At 70.4% G+C, this 17,008-nt stretch carries 12 protein-coding genes; 3 read left to right on the forward strand and 9 right to left on the reverse strand.

The genetic code is table 11. The features are described 5' to 3' along the window. The first annotated feature begins 32 nt into the window (after positions 1-32). Positions 33-2,429, forward strand: coding sequence for a Tex family protein (locus ABD378_RS26270; RefSeq protein ID WP_344524427.1), 2,397 nt, complete (start codon positions 33-35; stop codon positions 2,427-2,429). Positions 2,430-2,463: 34 nt separating this feature from the next. Here ABD378_RS26270 and ABD378_RS26275 read toward each other — a convergent pair whose 3' ends face one another. The 6 genes from ABD378_RS26275 to ABD378_RS26300 all read right to left on the reverse strand — a co-directional run bounded on the left by ABD378_RS26275 (position 2,464) and on the right by ABD378_RS26300 (position 9,188). Next, positions 2,464-4,107, reverse strand: coding sequence for an ABC-F family ATP-binding cassette domain-containing protein (locus tag ABD378_RS26275; RefSeq protein WP_344524430.1), 1,644 nt, complete (start codon positions 4,105-4,107; stop codon positions 2,464-2,466). 75 nt (positions 4,108-4,182) lie between these two features. After that, complete coding sequence (locus ABD378_RS26280; protein WP_344524432.1) at positions 4,183-5,058, reverse strand: RNA polymerase sigma-70 factor; 876 nt, start codon at positions 5,056-5,058, stop codon at positions 4,183-4,185. Between the two features lie 63 nt (positions 5,059-5,121). Then, the gene (locus ABD378_RS26285) at positions 5,122-5,775 is read right to left on the reverse strand and encodes a hypothetical protein (protein WP_344524434.1); all 654 of its coding nucleotides are present in this window, start codon (positions 5,773-5,775) and stop codon (positions 5,122-5,124) included. Between the two features lie 120 nt (positions 5,776-5,895). Continuing rightward, entirely contained in the window at positions 5,896-6,816 is a 921-nt protein-coding gene (locus ABD378_RS26290) for an NAD-dependent epimerase/dehydratase family protein (RefSeq protein ID WP_344524436.1), read from the reverse strand. Further along, a complete protein-coding gene (locus ABD378_RS26295) occupies positions 6,813-8,006 on the reverse strand; it encodes an NAD(P)/FAD-dependent oxidoreductase (protein ID WP_344524438.1) in 1,194 nt (397 codons plus the stop codon). The genes ABD378_RS26290 and ABD378_RS26295 overlap by 4 nt, the downstream gene beginning before the upstream one ends. A 150-nt stretch (positions 8,007-8,156) precedes the next feature. After that, entirely contained in the window at positions 8,157-9,188 is a 1,032-nt protein-coding gene (locus tag ABD378_RS26300; RefSeq protein WP_344524440.1) for an oxidoreductase, read from the reverse strand. Between the two features lie 66 nt (positions 9,189-9,254). Here ABD378_RS26300 and ABD378_RS26305 point away from each other — a divergent pair, with 66 nt between their 5' ends. Then, complete coding sequence (locus ABD378_RS26305) at positions 9,255-10,223, forward strand: FAD-dependent oxidoreductase (RefSeq protein WP_344524442.1); 969 nt, start codon at positions 9,255-9,257, stop codon at positions 10,221-10,223. A 13-nt stretch (positions 10,224-10,236) separates the two neighbouring features. On the opposite strand, the gene ABD378_RS26310 is transcribed toward ABD378_RS26305, so the two are convergent. The 3 genes from ABD378_RS26310 to ABD378_RS26320 all read right to left on the reverse strand — a co-directional run bounded on the left by ABD378_RS26310 (position 10,237) and on the right by ABD378_RS26320 (position 15,318). Next, on the reverse strand, positions 10,237-11,910 hold the full coding sequence (locus tag ABD378_RS26310) for a BCCT family transporter (RefSeq protein WP_344524444.1): 1,674 nt from the start codon (positions 11,908-11,910) through the stop codon (positions 10,237-10,239). A gap of 133 nt (positions 11,911-12,043) precedes the next feature. Next, on the reverse strand, positions 12,044-13,360 hold the full coding sequence (locus tag ABD378_RS26315; protein ID WP_344524446.1) for a M14 family metallopeptidase: 1,317 nt from the start codon (positions 13,358-13,360) through the stop codon (positions 12,044-12,046). Further along, positions 13,357-15,318 (reverse strand): Xaa-Pro dipeptidyl-peptidase, encoded by a 1,962-nt coding sequence (locus ABD378_RS26320; protein WP_344524448.1) that lies wholly within the window; start codon positions 15,316-15,318, stop codon positions 13,357-13,359. The genes ABD378_RS26315 and ABD378_RS26320 overlap by 4 nt, the downstream gene beginning before the upstream one ends. Before the next feature lie 204 nt (positions 15,319-15,522). Here ABD378_RS26320 and ABD378_RS26325 point away from each other — a divergent pair. Then, the coding region (locus ABD378_RS26325; RefSeq protein ID WP_344524450.1) for a M1 family metallopeptidase at positions 15,523-17,008 on the forward strand (1,486 nt) is incomplete at its 3' end.

Here is a 17,008-nt window from a genome sequence, read left to right on the forward strand (position 1 = left end):
TGCCCCGCAACCCCAGTGAGAAGGCGGGAAACGTGGCACCTCTGCAGACGTCCACTCCAGCATCGATCGAAGGCAGGATCGCCGAAGAACTCGGCGTACGGGAGCGGCAGGTGAAGGCCGCCGTCGACCTGCTCGACGGCGGCTCGACGGTGCCTTTCATCGCTCGCTACCGCAAGGAAGCGACCGAGATGCTCGACGACGCGCAGCTGCGCACGCTCGAGGAGCGGCTGCGCTATCTGCGGGAGCTCGAGGAGCGGCGCGCTTCGATCCTCGAATCGGTGCGCGAGCAGGGCAAGCTCACCGACGAGCTGGAGGCGCAGATCCGCGCGGCCGACACCAAGGCGCGGCTCGAGGACATTTACCTGCCCTTCAAGCCGAAGCGGCGTACGAAGGCGCAGATCGCCCGTGAGGCCGGACTTGAGCCGCTGGCCGACGGCCTGCTCGGCGACCCGTCGGTGGAGCCGCTCGCCGCCGCCGCGGCCTTCGTGGACGCCGACAAGGGCGTCGCCGACCCGCAGGCCGCCCTGGACGGTGCCCGCGCGATCCTCGCCGAGCGGTTCTCCGAGGACGCCGACCTGATCGGCGAGCTGCGCGAGCGCATGTGGGTGCGCGGCCGCCTGGCCGCGAAGGTCCGCGACGGCAAGGAGGAGGCGGGCGCCAAGTTCGCCGACTACTTCGACTTCGCCGAGCCCTTCAAGGAGCTGCCCTCGCACCGCGTCCTCGCGATGCTGCGCGGCGAGAAGGAGGACGTGCTCGACCTCGTTCTGGAGCCGGAGGAGGCCACGGAGGGCCCTTCCTCGTACGAGGGGATGGTCGCCCACCGCTTCGGGGTCCAGGACCGTGGGCGCCCGGGCGACAAGTGGCTGCAGGACACGGTGCGTTGGTCCTGGCGGACCCGCATCCTGGTGCACCTGGGGATCGACCTGCGCCTGCGCCTGCGCACGGCCGCCGAGGACGAGGCGGTGCGGGTCTTCGCGTCGAACCTGCGCGACCTGCTGCTCGCCGCACCGGCGGGCACGCGCGCGACGCTGGGGCTCGACCCCGGTTTCCGTACGGGCGTGAAGGTCGCCGTGGTCGACGCGACCGGCAAGGTCGTCGCGACGGACGTCATCAACCCGCATGTCCCGGCGAACAAGTGGGACCAGTCCCTGGCCACCCTCGCGAAGCTCGCCAAGGAGCACGCCGTCGACCTGGTCGCGATCGGGAACGGCACGGCGTCCCGCGAGACGGACAAGCTCGCCGGTGAACTCATCACGAAGCACCCGGAGTTGAACCTCACGAAGGTGATGGTCTCCGAGGCGGGCGCCTCGGTGTACTCCGCGTCGGCCTTCGCCTCCCAGGAGCTGCCCGACATGGACGTGTCGCTGCGCGGCGCCGTGTCCATCGCCCGGCGCCTGCAGGACCCCCTCGCCGAGCTGGTGAAGATCGACCCGAAGTCCATCGGCGTCGGCCAGTACCAGCACGACCTCTCCGAGGTGAAGCTGTCGCGCTCCCTCGACACGGTCGTCGAGGACTGTGTGAACGGCGTCGGCGTGGACGTGAACACGGCCTCCGCCCCGCTGCTCGCCCGGGTCTCCGGCATCGGCGCGGGACTCGCCGAGAACATCGTGACCCACCGCGACACGAACGGCCCCTTCTCCTCCCGCAAGGGCCTCAAGGACGTGGCGCGCCTCGGCCCCAAGGCGTACGAGCAGTGCGCCGGCTTCCTGCGCATCCGGGGCGGCGACGACCCGCTCGACGCGTCCAGCGTGCACCCCGAGGCGTATCCGGTGGTGCGCAAGATGGCGAAGAAGACGGGCGGCGAGGTCGCCTCGCTGATCGGCGACACGGCGACGCTGCGCTCGCTCAGGGCGGACGAGTTCGTGGACGACTCCTTCGGTCTGCCCACCGTGAGCGACATCCTCAAGGAGCTGGAGAAGCCCGGACGCGACCCGCGACCCGCGTTCAAGACGGCGACCTTCAAGGACGGCGTCGAGAAGATCTCCGATCTGGCGGGCGGGATGGTCCTTGAGGGGGTCGTCACGAACGTGGCGGCATTCGGGGCCTTCGTGGACATCGGCGTCCACCAGGACGGGCTCGTGCACGTCTCCGCGATGTCCAGGACGTTCGTCAAGGACCCGCGGGACGTGGTGAAGCCGGGCGACATCGTCAAGGTGAAGGTGATGGACGTCGACATTCCGCGCAAGCGGATCTCGCTGACGCTGCGCCTGGACGACGAGGCCAGCCCGGCCGACGGCGAGCAGCCCAAGCGGGGCGGGCGTCCCCCGCAGCAGAGGGGGCAGCGGCCTCCGCGCCAGCAGGGCGGTCAGGGCCAGAGCGGTCAGGGCCAGGGCCAGCGGCAGCAGAAGCGGCAGGGGCCGCCGCCGGCCAATGACGCGATGGCGGACGCGCTGCGGCGGGCCGGTCTCCTGGACCCCAAGAAGCGCTGATCCGGGATCCGGATCCGGGGAGAGTCGGCGGAGGTCAGGGTGACAGTTCGGTCACCTTGCCCTCCGTCACCTCCAGGCGGCGCGTGACCCGTACGGCATCCAGCATCCTGCGGTCGTGCGTCACCAGGAGCAGCGTGCCCTCGTACGCGTCGAGCGCCGACTCCAGCTGCTCGATCGCCGGCAGGTCGAGGTGGTTCGTCGGCTCGTCGAGGACCAGGAGGTTGACGCCCCGGCCCTGGAGCAGCGCGAGGCCCGCCCGGGTGCGTTCGCCCGGGGAGAGGGTGGCCGCGGGGCGCAGGACGTGCGCGGCCTTCAGGCCGAACTTGGCGAGCAGCGTGCGCACTTCGGCCGGTTCGGTGTCCGGCACCGCCGCGCAGAACGCGTCCAGGAGCGACTCCGGGCCGTGGAACAGCGCGCGGGCCTGGTCCACCTCGCCGACGAGCACCCCTGAGCCGAGGGCCGCGTGGCCCGCGTCCGTGGGGATGCGGGTCAGCAGGGTGCCGAGCAGCGTCGACTTGCCCGCGCCGTTCGCGCCGGTGATCGCCACCCGGTCCGCCCAGTCGATCTGCAGCGTCACGGGCCCGAGCGTGAAGTGGCCGCGGTGCACCTCCGCGTCACGGAGGGTGGCCACGACGCTGCCGGAGCGCGGCGCCGACGCGATCTCCATCTGCAGCTCCCACTCCTTGCGGGGCTCGTCGACGACGTCGAGCCGCTCGATCATGCGCTGCGTCTGGCGTGCCTTCGCCGCCTGCTTCTCGCTGGAGTCGCTGCGGAAGTTCCGGCCGATCTTGTCGTTGTCGCCCGCCTTGCGACGGGCGTTCTTGACGCCCTTGTCCATCCAGCCCCGCTGCATCTGGGCGCGGCCCTCCAGGGCGGACTTCTTGTCGGCGTACTCGTCGAACTCGTCGCGGGCGTGGCGGCGCGCGACCTCGCGCTCCTCCAGATAGGCGTCGTAGCCGCCGCCGTAGAGGTTGATCTGCTGCTGTGCGAGGTCGAGTTCGAGGACCTTGGTGACGGTGCGGGTGAGGAACTCGCGGTCGTGGCTGACCACCACCGTGCCGGCGCGCAGCCCTCGTACGAAGCTCTCCAGGCGGTCGAGGCCCGCCAGGTCGAGGTCGTTGGTCGGCTCGTCCAGGAGGAACACGTCGTAGCGGGAGAGGAGGAGCGAGGCGAGGCCCGCGCGGGCGGCCTGGCCGCCGGAGAGGGAGGTCATCGGCTGGTCGAGGCTGACGTCGAGGCCGAGCGACGCGGTGACCTCCTCCGCTCGCTCGTCCAGGTCGGCGCCGCCGAGCGCCAGCCAGCGCTCCAGGCTGAGCGCGTACGCGTCGTCCGCGCCCGGGGTTCCGTCGACCAGGCCCTGGGTGGCCTCGTCCATGGTCCGCTGGGCCTCGTCGACGCCGGTGCGGCGGGCCAGGAAGCTGCGGATGGACTCGCCGGGGCGGCGGTCGGGCTCCTGCGGGAGGTGGCCCACGGACGCACCGGGCGGTGAGAGGCGGAGTTCGCCGGTCTCCGGGGTGTCCAGGCCCGCGAGGAGGCGGAGCAGGGTCGACTTGCCCGCGCCGTTGGCGCCGACGAGGCCGATGACGTCGCCGGGGGCGACGACCAGCTCCAGGGCGGAGAAGAGGGAGCGGTCGCCGTGGCGGGCGGCGAGATTCTTGGCGACGAGGGTTGCGGTCATCAGGGGGTCGAGTTTAGGCGAGGCGCGGACCCGGGCCTCACGGGGCGGGCCGTCACGACCTCACGGGGCGGGTCGTCACGAAAGGTGCAGGCCGCTCAGTTTGTCCGGGTTGAACTGGAACCGCATGTTGTGGATCAAGCCGTCCGCGAGGTCGTAGGTCAGGCACCCTCCGACGTAGTCACCCAGCTTGAACAGGACGCTCAGTTCGCCGTTGACCGTGGCGGGCTCCAGGGTGACGCCCGTCAGCGCGGGCTTGGCCAGGACGCCGAGGAACCACCGCGCCACATGGTCCGTGCCGTACAGCGGGCGGCGGGCCGCCGTGACCTTGCCGCCGCCGTCGGACCAGGCGGTGACGTCCGGGGCGAGGAGTTCCATGACCGCGTTCAGGTCGCCGCCCGAGCAGGCCGAGAGGAAGCGCGCGGTGACCTGGCGGCGCTGGTCGGCGTCGGTGTCGAAGCGGGGGCGGCGCGCCTGCACGTGGGCGCGGGCGCGGCGGGCGATCTGCCGGACGGTGGCCTCGGGGCGCTCCACGGTCTCGGCGATCTCCGCGTGCGAGTAGCCGAAGACCTCGCGGAGCAGGAAGACCGCGCGCTCCACCGGGCTCAGGGATTCCAGGACGACCAGCATGGCCGTGGAGACGGTGTCGGCCATCTCGGTCTCCTCGGCTATGTCGGGTGACGTCAGGAGGGGTTCGGGGAGCCACGGTCCGATGTAGGTCTCGCGGGTGGCCCGTGCCGATGTGAGGCGGTTCAACGACAGATTGGTGACCGTGCGCACGAGGTAGGCCTTGGGGTGGCGGACCGCGTCGCGGTCCGCCGAGCTCCAGGTCAGCCACGCGTCCTGCAGGACGTCCTCGGCATCGGCGACGCTGCCCAGCATCCGGTAGGCGGTGGAGTGCAGCAGTCGCCGGTGCTCGAGGAACGGGTCAAGTGCGGGCGTGGCTTCGGTCATCGGGGCATGCTCGCAGCGTGGCGAACAGGGCGACAAGGAGTACGCGGCCCGCACCGCCCCTCTTCACTTGCGGAGGCGAGCCGCCCGTATCGCGGTGACCACGATCCAGAGGATCGCCGTGAAGCGGCCGAGCGGCAGGAGCAGCATGAACGACTCGCTCGCGAAGGTGAGGACCGAAAGGAGCGCGAGGCCCGCCGACACGAGGCCCAGGGCCGTGGTCCAGCGGGGAGCCGACGTACGCGCGGCGAGTGCGCTCGCGCCGACGAGGATCCCCAGGAACGGGACGTGCGCGGGGCCTCCCGCCAGGAAGGTGAGGTGGTGCAGCGTGTGCAGGGTTTCGCCGCTCGCGTCGAGTACCGGAATCGCGAGACCGGTCAGCGCACAGGCCGCGAGCCCCGCCGCGGCGCACAGCCCGCTCGCCCGCGCGAGTCCGGCGCCCGCCCTCCTGGTCAGCGCCAGGACGAAGGCGGCGAGCGGCACGACCGACAGGAGCTGCAGGACGCTCATGCCGACGACGACGCCTCCGTTGCGGGCGAAGTACGTCTCCGTCACCTTGTCCGCGTCGAAGGGCGAGGGGTAGGTGGTGCTTCCGGCGAGGCCGGAGAAGACCAGGGCGGCGATGAACAGGACGGCGAAGCCGATTCCGGTGAGGGCCTGGCGGCCGGCGGTGCGTGTTGCCGCTGTCGGGGCCAATGTGGGTGAGGCGATGGCAGTCATGTGGCTGACTCCTTGATGGGGAAGGTGCGTTGCTGACGTTCCGGTGCGGCGGTGACCTCACGAGAATCGTGGTTTTCGCCGCGTATCACGTCCTCCGGCGGGCACAACTCCGGCTGCTCCCTAGGGCGTACGGGTGGGGCGCGCGCCGTACTCCGTGGCGTGGTGGGCGGGCCGCCAGCCGAGTTCACGTACGGCCTTGGCGTGCGAGGCGCGGAGCGTGGTGTCGGCCATCAGGACACCGAGGTACGGGACCATCCGGCGCAGCAGCCAGGACGGGAGCCGCGGCGCGCGACCGCCGCGGGCCGCCGCCGTGGCGGTGGCGACCTCGCCCCAGGTCGCGGGCAGGTCCTCGACGACGGTGTACGCCTCACCGCCGCGCCCCCGCTCCAGGGCGGCCACGGTGGCGGCCGCCGCGTCGTCGACGTGGATCCAGGGGACGGAGCCCCCGCCGTCGCGTGGCACGGGGGTCGGCCGGCTGCCTGGGGTGGGGTCGAACCAGGTGCCGGGTCCGTGGAAGACGCCGTAGCGCAGCGCGATGCCGTCCAGGTGACCGGACCCGAAGACCTGGCCCTCGGTGGAGCGGAGCCCGTCGATGATGAAGTCGGCGACATTGCCTTGCTTGACGCCGAAGTCGTCGTCCTCGGTGAAGGTCCGTGAGCCGTGGTCGGCGTACCCGTGGCCGAGGACCATCGACTGGGTGAGGAACCGGCGCGCACCGAGGGCCCTCGCGGCTTCCAGCAGGTGGGCGGTGCCACGCGTGCGCAACAGGTTGCTGGGGTCGTTCGCGTCGAGAGTGCGCCTCGGCTTCCTCAGCGAGGTCAGCTGGTGGATGACCCCGTCCGCCCGCAACCCCGCGACGGCGCCGAGGAGTTCGTCGCGGTCCAGGGCGTCGGCCCTGACCGGTTCGGCGCCGAGTCCGCGTACGGCTGACGCGGACTCCTCGCTGCGGGACAGTGCGAGGACGTGGTGGCCCGAGGCGATCAGCGCGCGGGTCAGGGGGCGGCCGATCGCGCCGGTGGCTCCGGCGAGCAGGACCCTCATCGCGTGGTCCTCTCGGGACGCGTCGCGCGGCCGCCCTTGGACAGCGACGCGGAGACGGAGACGCGCTTGCTGAGGCGGTACATCTTCAGCGGGCTGCCACTGATCGTTTCCTTGTACGTGACGGCCGCCCTGCCGCTGAGGAACCAGCGGCGCGGGGTGTCGTCGGCGTGGGTGAACTGGATGACGGCGTCCCGGCGGCCGAGGCTGACGGGCTGGTGGAAGTAGCCGAAGCGGAACGGCTTGACGCTCTTGCCGCGCAGCCGCCTGGCCAGCGCGTCGGCGGTGTACGCGGCGGTGGGCAGGCCGCTCTGGCAGGTGCCGTGGACCTGCCCCCAGGCCTGGCGGACAGCGGCCGCGTCGCCGATCGCGTGGATCTGCGGGTGCGAGGTCGAGCGGAGGGTGGCGTCGACCAGGATCAGGCCGCGCTCGTCGACGGCGATGCCGGCGTCCGCGGCGAGGGCCGGGACCCGTACGCCGGTGGTCCACAGGCAGGCGTCGGCGGGGACGAGTGTGCCGTCGGCCAACTCGACGCCGTCGGGCAGGACTTTGCTGATGGCGGAGCCGACTCGGAGCGTGATGCCGAGCCGGTCGAACGCGGCGTACAGGTGGGCGCGCGCCTTCGCGTTCATCAGCGGGCCGGGTTCGCCGCGGCTGATCAGCGTGACCCGGAGGCCGGGGTGGCTCTCGGCGATCTCGGTGGCGGCTTCGACGCCGGTGAGGCCGCCGCCGCAGACGTTCACCGTGCCGCCGGCAACGGCGAGTTCCGCGAGCCGCTCCGCGAAGTCGCGTGCGGCGCGCGGGCTGTTCAGGGTGCTCGCGTTCTCGTCGGCTCCGGGAACCGTGCTCGTGTCGGTGGAGCTGCCGATGGCGTACACCAGGCTGTCGTAGGTGAGCTCGGCGGGGCCGTCCGGCGCGTCGACCGCCACCGTCCGGCTCTCGGTGTCGATGGCCGTCGCCGTGCCCCGCACGAACACGACGCCCGTCCCGTCGATGAGGTCAGAGATCCGGTGGTCCGCCAACTCCTGCCCGCCGACGATCTGATGCATCCGCAGCCGCTCGGTGAACCGGGGCGAGGGGTTCACCAGCGTGACGCGCACGCCGGTCCGCCGAGCGCGGCGCGCCAGGCGGATCGCGCACAGCAGGCCGGTGTAACCGGCACCCAGGACGACGATCCGGTGCTCGCTCTTCATCTGCAACTCCCGCGCTCATGCCCCGGGTTCGGGGGCGTCGTGTCGGTGACGCCCATGGGACAGACGAGCTCGCCCTGGCGTGACAGGTCATGATGTGACCTGTGTCACAGGGTCGAGAGCCGCACTGCTGCGGGGTCGCGGAGTCGCGGATCATCTCTCTATCGGCGCCACCAGAACGCTGTCCGTCGTCCGTGCCACCACGAACGACTCCCCCTTCGTCGCCTTCGCGTCCAGCTCGATGCGGTGCTCCCCCGGCTCCAGGACGCCGTCGAAGACCTCGTGGACCTGCGTGCGGGAGAGCAGGTCCTGGCGGTACGCGATGAGCTGGACCCGGCACGTCGAGGTGATGTCCACGTCCGCCGAGCCGTCCGCCGCCGCCAGCCGCGTCAGGCGCCGCTGCTCCAACGGGCTGCGGTCCAGGGCGTGTTCGATCTGGGCGACCAGGAGCGGGACGATCGGGGCCAGGCTGTCGACGTACGCGACCTGGAGCCCCGCCCCGTCGAACGCCGCGCGCACCCCCTCGCGCGTCGCCGCGGGGACGGACCGCCCGAAGGCCACCGCCCCGTACGTCCGCAGCTCGTCCGGCGGCACGCCCGCCGCGTCCGCGGCGATCTCGGCGCCGACACCGATGGTGCGCAGCGCCGCCGCGAGCTTGGCGAGGACGGCGACGCGGGCGCCGATCAGGAGCACCCTGCGTCGCGCCGCCGGTTCACCGCCGGCCAGCAACTGGCCCAGCGCCTCGCGGTATTCGGCGCCTTTGAAGCGGAAGGGCCCTATGCCGTGGTAGCCGTTGAGTTCCAGATCGGCCCGCTCGGCCGTCTGCCAGGCGAAGTCACGCCATACGTAGGTGTCGGTGCCGTCCGGTGCCCGCTCGATGACCGCGGTGACCGCCCCGCACTCCAGGCCTTCGCACTCGGGACAGCCGTAGATGACGTGCCGGTCGTCGCTCAGGGGCGCCTGCGTCTCCAGGAGGAGTCCGCGTACATGGTGGGTGAAGATCGCGGGTGGTACGTCGGAGGCGAGCGGGGAGACGGCGTCGAGGTCGGAGAGCTGGAACAGCAGCGGACGCCCGTTCACGATGAAGTCGACGAAATCGCGGTGGACTTGGTAGTCACCGTTGGCGAGAACTCCACCGGCGCGCATGGCCGGTGCCAGACCGAAGGTCGCGTACTCGGCAGACATGGTGTGAGTATCCCCATCTGGGGCGTGATGTGAGCACGGCATGACACATTCCGCTACGTTCCCGGGATGGACGGGATGAATGACAGCGATGTGATCGTGGTGGGCAGTGGTGTCATCGGCCTGACGACCGCCGTGCTGCTCGCCGAGCGCGGGCGCCGGGTGCGGGTGTGGGCACGGGAGCCCGCCGAGCGGACGACCTCGGCCGTCGCGGGTGCGCTGTGGTGGCCCTATCGCATCGAACCGGCGGCGGCGGTCGGTGCCTGGTCGCTCCAATCCCTCGCCGTGTACGAGGAGTTGGCGGCGTGGCCGACGGAGACCGGCGTACGCATGGTCGATGGCGTACAAGCCGAGACCCGGCTGGACGACCTCGGCCCTTGGGCCGCCCAGGTGCCGGGGCTGCGGGCCGCGACCCCGGGCGAGTACGGCGGCCCCGGCGTGTGGGCGCGGGTTCCGCTGATCGACATGCCGGTCCATCTGGCCTGGCTGCGCGAGCGCCTCGCACGCGCGGGCGGGACGGTGGAGGCGCGGACGGCGGGAAGCCTCGACGAGCCGCTGACCGAGGCGCCCTGCGTGGTCAACTGCTCGGGGATCGGGGCGCGGAGCCTCGTGCCCGACGCCTCGGTGCGGCCGGTGCGCGGGCAGTTGGTGATCGTGGAGAACCCGGGCGTGCGGACCTGGTTCGCCTCGGCCGACGCCACCGGACAGATCTCCACCTACTTCTTCCCGCAGCCGGACCGGCTCGTACTCGGCGGCACGGCGCAGGAGGACGACTGGTCGCTCGATCCCGATCCGGCGGTGGCCGACGCGATCGTGAAGCGGTGCGCGGCGGTGCGGCCCGAGATCGCGGGGGCGCGGGTGCTCGACCACCGGGTGGGGCTGCGGCCCTTCCGCGCCGCGGTGCGGATCGAGCGCGAACTGCCCGCGATGGGTCGGGTGTTGGTGCACAACTACGGCCACGGAGGCGCCGGGGTCACCGTGGCCTGGGGATGCGCGCAGGAGGCGGCACGCCTCGCGGACGAAGCGGCCGCCTCCTGAGAACGGAGCGGACTCAGACCGGCTTGACCGGGGTCTCCTCCTCGTCGCCGTTGTCGCTGCTGTCGCTCGGGCCGATGCGGAGCTCGAAGTCACCGTCGTACTGCTCGTGGCCCGCGATCACGGCCTTCTCGACGGCGTCCGTGCCGTGCTCGCCCCGGACGATCAGCGGGTCGTGGCGCAGGTCCCGCATCAGGGCCACACACATCCCGATCATGACCAGGGTGAAGGGTGCGGCGACCAGAATCGTCAGATTTCGTAGCCCGGTGAGGGCGTCGTCGGAACCGTCACCGATGAGCAGCATGATCGCGGCGACGGCTCCCGTCGTCATGCCCCAGAAGACGACGACGAGCTTGCCCGGTTCGAGCGCGCCCTTCTGCGAGAGCGTGCCCATCACGATCGACGCCGCGTCGGCACCCGACACGAAGAAGATGCCCACGAGGATCATCACGAGCAGGCTCGTGACCGTGGCGATCGGGTACTCGTGCAGGAGGCCGAACAGCTGGGCCTCGGGCGTGCTCTCGCCCTCCAGGCCGCCCCGGTCCTTGACCGTCATGGCCGAACCGCCGAAGACGGCGAACCAGATCAGGCTGACCGTGCTGGGCACCAGGATGACGCCGCCGACGAACTGACGGATCGTACGTCCCCGGCTGATCCTGGCGATGAACATGCCCACGAAGGGCGTCCACGAGATCCACCAGGCCCAGTAGAAGACGGTCCAGCCACTGAGCCAGTCCGCGACGCCCTTGCCGCTGGAGGCCTCGGTGCGGCCCACCAGCTGCGGCAGGTCGTTGAGGTAGGCGCCGAGTGACGTCGGCAGCATGTCCAGCATGATGACCGTGGGCCCGGCGATGAAGACGAAGAGCACCAGGATTCCGGCGAGCACCATGTTGATGTTGGACAGCCACTGGACGCCCTTCTCCACACCGGAGACGGCGGACGCCACGAAGGCGAGGCTCAGCACGGCGATGATGACGACGAGCAGACCCGTGCCCGCGTCGTCCATCCAGTCGAGCACCTCGACGCCACTGCCGATCTGCAGTGCGCCGAGGCCGAGGGAGGCCGCCGAGCCGAACAGCGTCGCGAAGATGGCCAGGATGTCGATGACACGGCCCCAGCCGCCGTTGGCGCGCTTCTCGCCGATGAGCGGCGTGAAGACAGCACTGATCGTCTGGCGCCGGTTGCGCCGGAAGGTGCTGTACGCGATCGCCAGGCCCACCACCGCGTAGATCGCCCAGGGATGGAGCGTCCAGTGGAAGAGGGTGGTGGCCATCGCTGTTTCCATGGCCGCCGCCGAGTCGGCGGGATCGGTGCCCGGCGGTGGCGTCGTGAAGTGGGCAAGCGGCTCACTCACTCCATAGAACATCAGGCCGATGCCCATGCCCGCGCTGAACATCATCGCGACCCAGGAAACGGTGCGGAACTCCGGCTCCTCACCCTCCTTGCCGAGAGTGATCTTCCCGTACCGGCTGACGGCCAGCCAGAGCGCGAAGACCACGAAGCCGCTGGCGGTCAGCATGAAGAACCAGCCGCCGTTGTGCATCAGGCCGTCGAGCATGTCCGTGGAGATGTTCTCCAGGGAATCTGTCGCCACGGCGCCCCAGACCACGAAGGCCAGGGTGAGCACGGCGGTCACGCCGAACACGATGCGGTCGGTCTGGGGATGCCTGCCACCGTGAGCGGCATGCATGATGTGCCCGTCCCCTCCCCCGGCGTCCGCTTTCTGTTGGTCTTGCGTCACAAGCACACCTCTCACGGTTAAGCATTCGTACAGACTCTGTGTTCCGCTACCCAGTACCACATGTGACGCACCTATCAACCACTCAACAGTTGGTGTCGGGTGAACCTGCGACGAGGTGGTAGGGCGCGCGTTCGTCGAGAAGCAACGGTACGAGAGATCGCGCGGATTGCCGCATCGGTACGTAGGCGCCCTTTCCGTCCCTCTTGACCTTGACTCCGTGCAGGGCGAGTTCGTCCTTTATGTCGCCGTACTGCGCGGCGTCGAGTCCGTAGCCGCAGGGCGGGTCCTGGATCACTTCGGACGGCTCGGCCGGGTCGTTGTCCGCGCCGCCGAGATAGATGGGCCCGCGGTCGCGGAAGCCTTCCACGCGGGCCGCGCCCGTGGCCGCCTCCAGCTGACCGCGCCGCTCGTCGGCGTAGGCGAACAGGCCGCCTAGCGCAGAGAGTTGGGAATTCACGCGGCGCCGGTTGTTCAGCGCCTCGTCCTTCTCCTCCGCATCCGTGAGCGGGTCGACGCGGCTCTCGATGAGCAGGCCCGCCGCGTGCTTGATGCCGGAGACGTTGCGCAGGATGCGCTCCTGGCCGTCGCCCGCCGTCTGCTTGATGGGCTCACCGGTCACGGGATCGGTCCAGATTCCGTATGTTCCCGTCGTGTATCCGGACTTGTTTGCCGCCGGCCTGACATAAGCCTCGGACAGGGTCTGCGCCTCCTCGTGCACCGCCTCGTCGGTGTTGAGGTTGCGCGGCCACAGGTCGAACAGGTCTTTGTCGTAGTACTTGGGCGTCGCTCCGTACTCGTGCAGGTCGTAGATGGAGTCCGGCTGCCGGTCGCGGATGACGGCGGCCAAGGCGCGGGCCTCCGCGGTCTTCAGGGATATGTGGTCGCGGTTGATGTCGACGCCGTCGGAGTTGCCGCGCGTGTCGGCGGCGCGGCCGTCCGGGTTGGCGGTGGGGACGACGAGGAGCGTGGTGCGGGAGAGGAACGTCCGGGTCTTCTTGTCCTTCGCGTACGCCAGGTCGCGGATCGTCGACAGACACGCGTCACGGCCCGAGGGCTCGTCGCCGTGCTGGCTGCAGATCAGCAACACCGTGTTCTTCGTGGGGCGTTCACCGATGCGGACAAGCTGCACGGGCCGGTCCTGCTTGGTGGTGCCGATGCGGGAGACCGAGACCCGGTCGGTCGCCTTGTCGACGGCCGCGAGGAACTTCTGTTCCTCGGGCTGACTGGTCCAGCGTGCGCCGTTGGTCTCCTCGAATCCCGTACGGGGCGGGGTCGGCGTCGCCTGCGCGGGCACGGTCAGGAGCGGTGCGGCGAGCGCGGCGGTGGCGCAGGCGAGCGCCAGGGTGCGGATGCGGGGTGTGAGGCCGGTGCGGGGTGTGAGGCCGGTGCGGGGTCTCATGAAGTGCTGCCTCCCGGTACGGGGCGGAACGGACGCGGCGGGGCCACGCCGTCGAGACGGGATTCGCGGGGGGTGACGGTGTCGGAGGTACGGAACGCGTCGGCGCCGCCGACCAGCGGGACCTTCGCAGACGTACGGGACAGGTCGATGGCGAGCGTCGGGGTGTCGGCCGGAGGATCGATGAGGTCCTTGTCCGTGCCCGCGACGATCAGGGCGAGGCGGTGCCCCTTCGGTACGACGTGGTCGCTCGCGGCCAGGTCGAGGGTGATGGTGTGCTTCTTGCCCGGCGTGAGGGGGCGGCCCTCGTGGTCGTCGGCCCAGTTGCCGAGGTCGGCCCAGCCGCGGCTGAAGACCGTGTAGTCGACGTCGGCGGTCTTCGCCTTCGTCTCCTTGAAGCAGGAGCTGTCGCCGCCGGTGCTCGGGCCCCAGCAGGTGCGTTCGGGGAGCGTGGTGATGCCCTCGCCCGCGCTCGCGTAGTCACGGATGGTGTCGGGGCCGAGGTCGACGAGGACCGCGGAGAGGTGGGCGGTGCGGGTCGTCGGGGTCGCGGTGACGGTGACCTCGGAGGAGCCGGACAGACGCAGGTCGCTGCCCAGGGGCTTGCTGATGAACCCGGCCTTCGACGGGGTGGAGGTGTCGATCTGCGCGGCCCAGTCGGTCTCGCTCAGCCTCGGGTCGTCGGTGAAGGTCTCGCTGCCGGTGCCGGGCCGCGTGCCGAGGGTGCCGACGCCGGGTGAAGTCCCCTTGCCCGGGCGGAGCTTGACCGTGTCCGTGGCGCGCGGGGGCCACACGCGGTCGGTGGTCCACTGCCCGGGGGCGCGCTCGATGTCGGCCATCGGCTCGCGGTCGATTCCGTTGTCGTAGCCGAGGAGTTCATGGTCGAACCAGCGGTGCAGGGTGCGCACCCAGTCACCGCGCCGGAAGTCGAAGGGATCGACGTGGCCGGTCTGGCTCAGCCACACCTTGCGGTCGACGCCCTCGTCGGCGAGGGCGTCCCACCACTGGCCGAAGTGCTTCATCCGGACGTTCAGGTCCTGCATGCCGGGCACGGCGAAGACGCTGGCCCTCACCTTGTCCGCGTCCGGGGTGTGGTCGCGCTCGCCCCACAGCCTCGTCCAGTCACCGGTGCGGGGCGCTTCGTCGACAAGCCGTTTCTGTACGGCGCCGCAGCGGGCCCGCGCCTCGGGGCTCTCCACGTAGTCCGACAGCCACTCGGGGCCGCTGTCGTAGAGCGGGGCGCCCTTGGCGAAGTAGTAGTCGTACCAGGAGGAGATCGCGCCGATCGGCACGATGGTCTTGAGACCTCGCACTCCAGTGGCGGCCACGCCCTGCGCGATGGTGCCGTCGTAGCTCTTGCCGATCATGCCGGTGGCACCGTTCGTCCAGGACGCCTTGGCGCCCTTGCCCCCGGTGCGGGTGGTGTAGCCGCGGGCCCGGCCGTTCAGCCAGTCGACGACGGCCTTGGCGGACTGGACGTCGGAGCGGCCACCGACGTCCACGCATCCGTCGGAGCGGTTCGTTCCCGCGAGGTCGACGGCGACGAATCCGTAGCCCCGGGGCACGAAGTAGTTGTCGTAGTAGAGCGGGAACTGGACGGGGTTGCCGTCCGCGTCGTACGTCTTCTTCTGGCTCTCGTTGCCGCGCCCGCAGCAGGAGTAGTACGGGCTGGCATCCATGATCACGGGTATCTTCCGGCCCTGCTCCGCCGGTTCGCGGGGCCGGACGATGTCGACGGCGACACGGTCGGACTTCCCGTCGTCGTCACCGTCGATCCTCGTGTCGACCCAGACGGACTCGCGGATCGCGCTCTCGTACGAGTAGACGGGCTTGCTCTCACGCGGGCCGCCCGGTTTCCCTTGGGCGGCTCCCGGGGCCACGAGTGTGGCCAACAGGGCGGCGAGGGCCGCCGTCAGCAGTGATCTCCAGATCAGGCGTGTGCGTCGCGCACGTATCGGCATGGCGCGGAAGGTACACCGGTCAACTCGCGCGCGACAGAGGGCGGTACGCGACCATGACAGCCTCATGGGGCGTTTTGGCATATGTCGGCCGAATGGCGATCGTGTGACAGCAGCGACCATGGACATGACGCGTGGCCGCGGGGCTCAATAAGGTCGGACCCATCTACCGAAGTGCCCCTACGACTTGTACGACTTGGAGCTCTTGTGCACCGCAGACTCATCGCCCCGGGCGCTCTCGCGGCCTCTCTGCTGCTGGCGATCCCGGCATCGGCCGCTGACTTCACTCCGGGGGCCCCGGGTATCGGCGATCCCTATTACCCGGCAAGCGGCAACGGCGGCTACGACGTCTCGCACTACGACCTGCGACTCAAGTACCAGCCGAAGACCGACCTGCTCGAGGGCACGGCGACCATCAACGCCACCACGACACAGGACCTCTCCCGCTTCAACCTCGACCTCGGCCTGAAGGTCAGCGAGGTGCGCGTCAACGGCAAGAAGGCCGCCTTCAAGAAGTCAGGCGAGCAGGAGCTCGAGATCACTCCGGCGGCCGGCCTGCCCAAGGGCACGCCGATCACCGTCGTCGTGCGGTACGCGGGCAAGCCGAGCGAAGTGAAGATCAACGGCTTCACCGCGTGGGCGCGTACGCCGGACGGCGGCGTGGCGGCGCAGGAGCCGGAGTCGGCCGCCTGGTGGTACCCGTCCAACGACCACCCGCTCGACAAGGCGACGTACGACGTATCGGTCTCCGTGCCGGACGGCTCACAGGCCATCTCCAACGGCGTTCTGCAGTCGCAGAGTTCGAGGCTCGGCTGGACGCGCTTCAACTGGCGCTCGAACAAGCCGCAGGCCAGCTATCTGACGACGCTCGCCGTCGGCAAGTTCGACATCACGACCGACAAGACCGCGGACGGCCTGCCCGTCCTGAACGCCTACAGCAAGGACCTCGGCGACAACGCGGGGGCCGCGCGGGCGAGCATCGAGCGGTCGACCGAGGTCGCCGAGTGGCTGGAGACGGTCTTCGGCAAGTACCCCTTCAACGCCCTGGGCGGGTACGTCCCGAACGTGACGAGCGGCTTCGCCCTGGAGACGCAGACGCGGCCGTTCTACAGCCCGAAGCAGTTCGCGAACGGCTCGAACGTGTCCGTCGTGGTCCATGAGCTGGCCCACCAGTGGTACGGCGACAGCGTGTCCGTCGACGGCTGGAAGGACATCTGGATCAACGAGGGCTTCGCGCGGTACAGCCAGTGGCTGTGGTCGGAGAAGGAGGGCGAGGGTACGGCACAGGAGCTGGCGGACCACGTGTACGCCCAGCACCCCGCCGACGACCCGTTCTGGAAGGTCAAGCCGGGTGACCCGGGCCCGGAGAACCAGTTCGACATCGCCGTGTACGACCGCGGGGCGCTGGCCCTGCAGGCGCTGCGGAACGAGGTCGGCGAGAAGTCCTTCTCGGCGATTTTGAAGGGGTGGCCGAAGGAGCATGCGTACGGGAACGCGAAGGTGGGTGACTTCGTGAAGTACGCGGAGAAGGTGTCCGGTCGGCCGCTGGCTTCGCTGTTCGATGCGTGGCTTTACCAGCCCTCCCGGCCGGATGCTCCCGCTGCGCGGGGGGCGGGGATTGCTCGGTCCGGCGCGGGGGCGGCTGCGCCTAAGTCGTGGAAGTCGATTGCCGCGACTAATGGTGTGCACGACC

This window comes from Streptomyces rectiviolaceus (genome assembly GCF_039533825.1).
Taxonomy (GTDB): Bacteria; Actinomycetota; Actinomycetes; order Streptomycetales; family Streptomycetaceae; genus Streptomyces; species Streptomyces rectiviolaceus.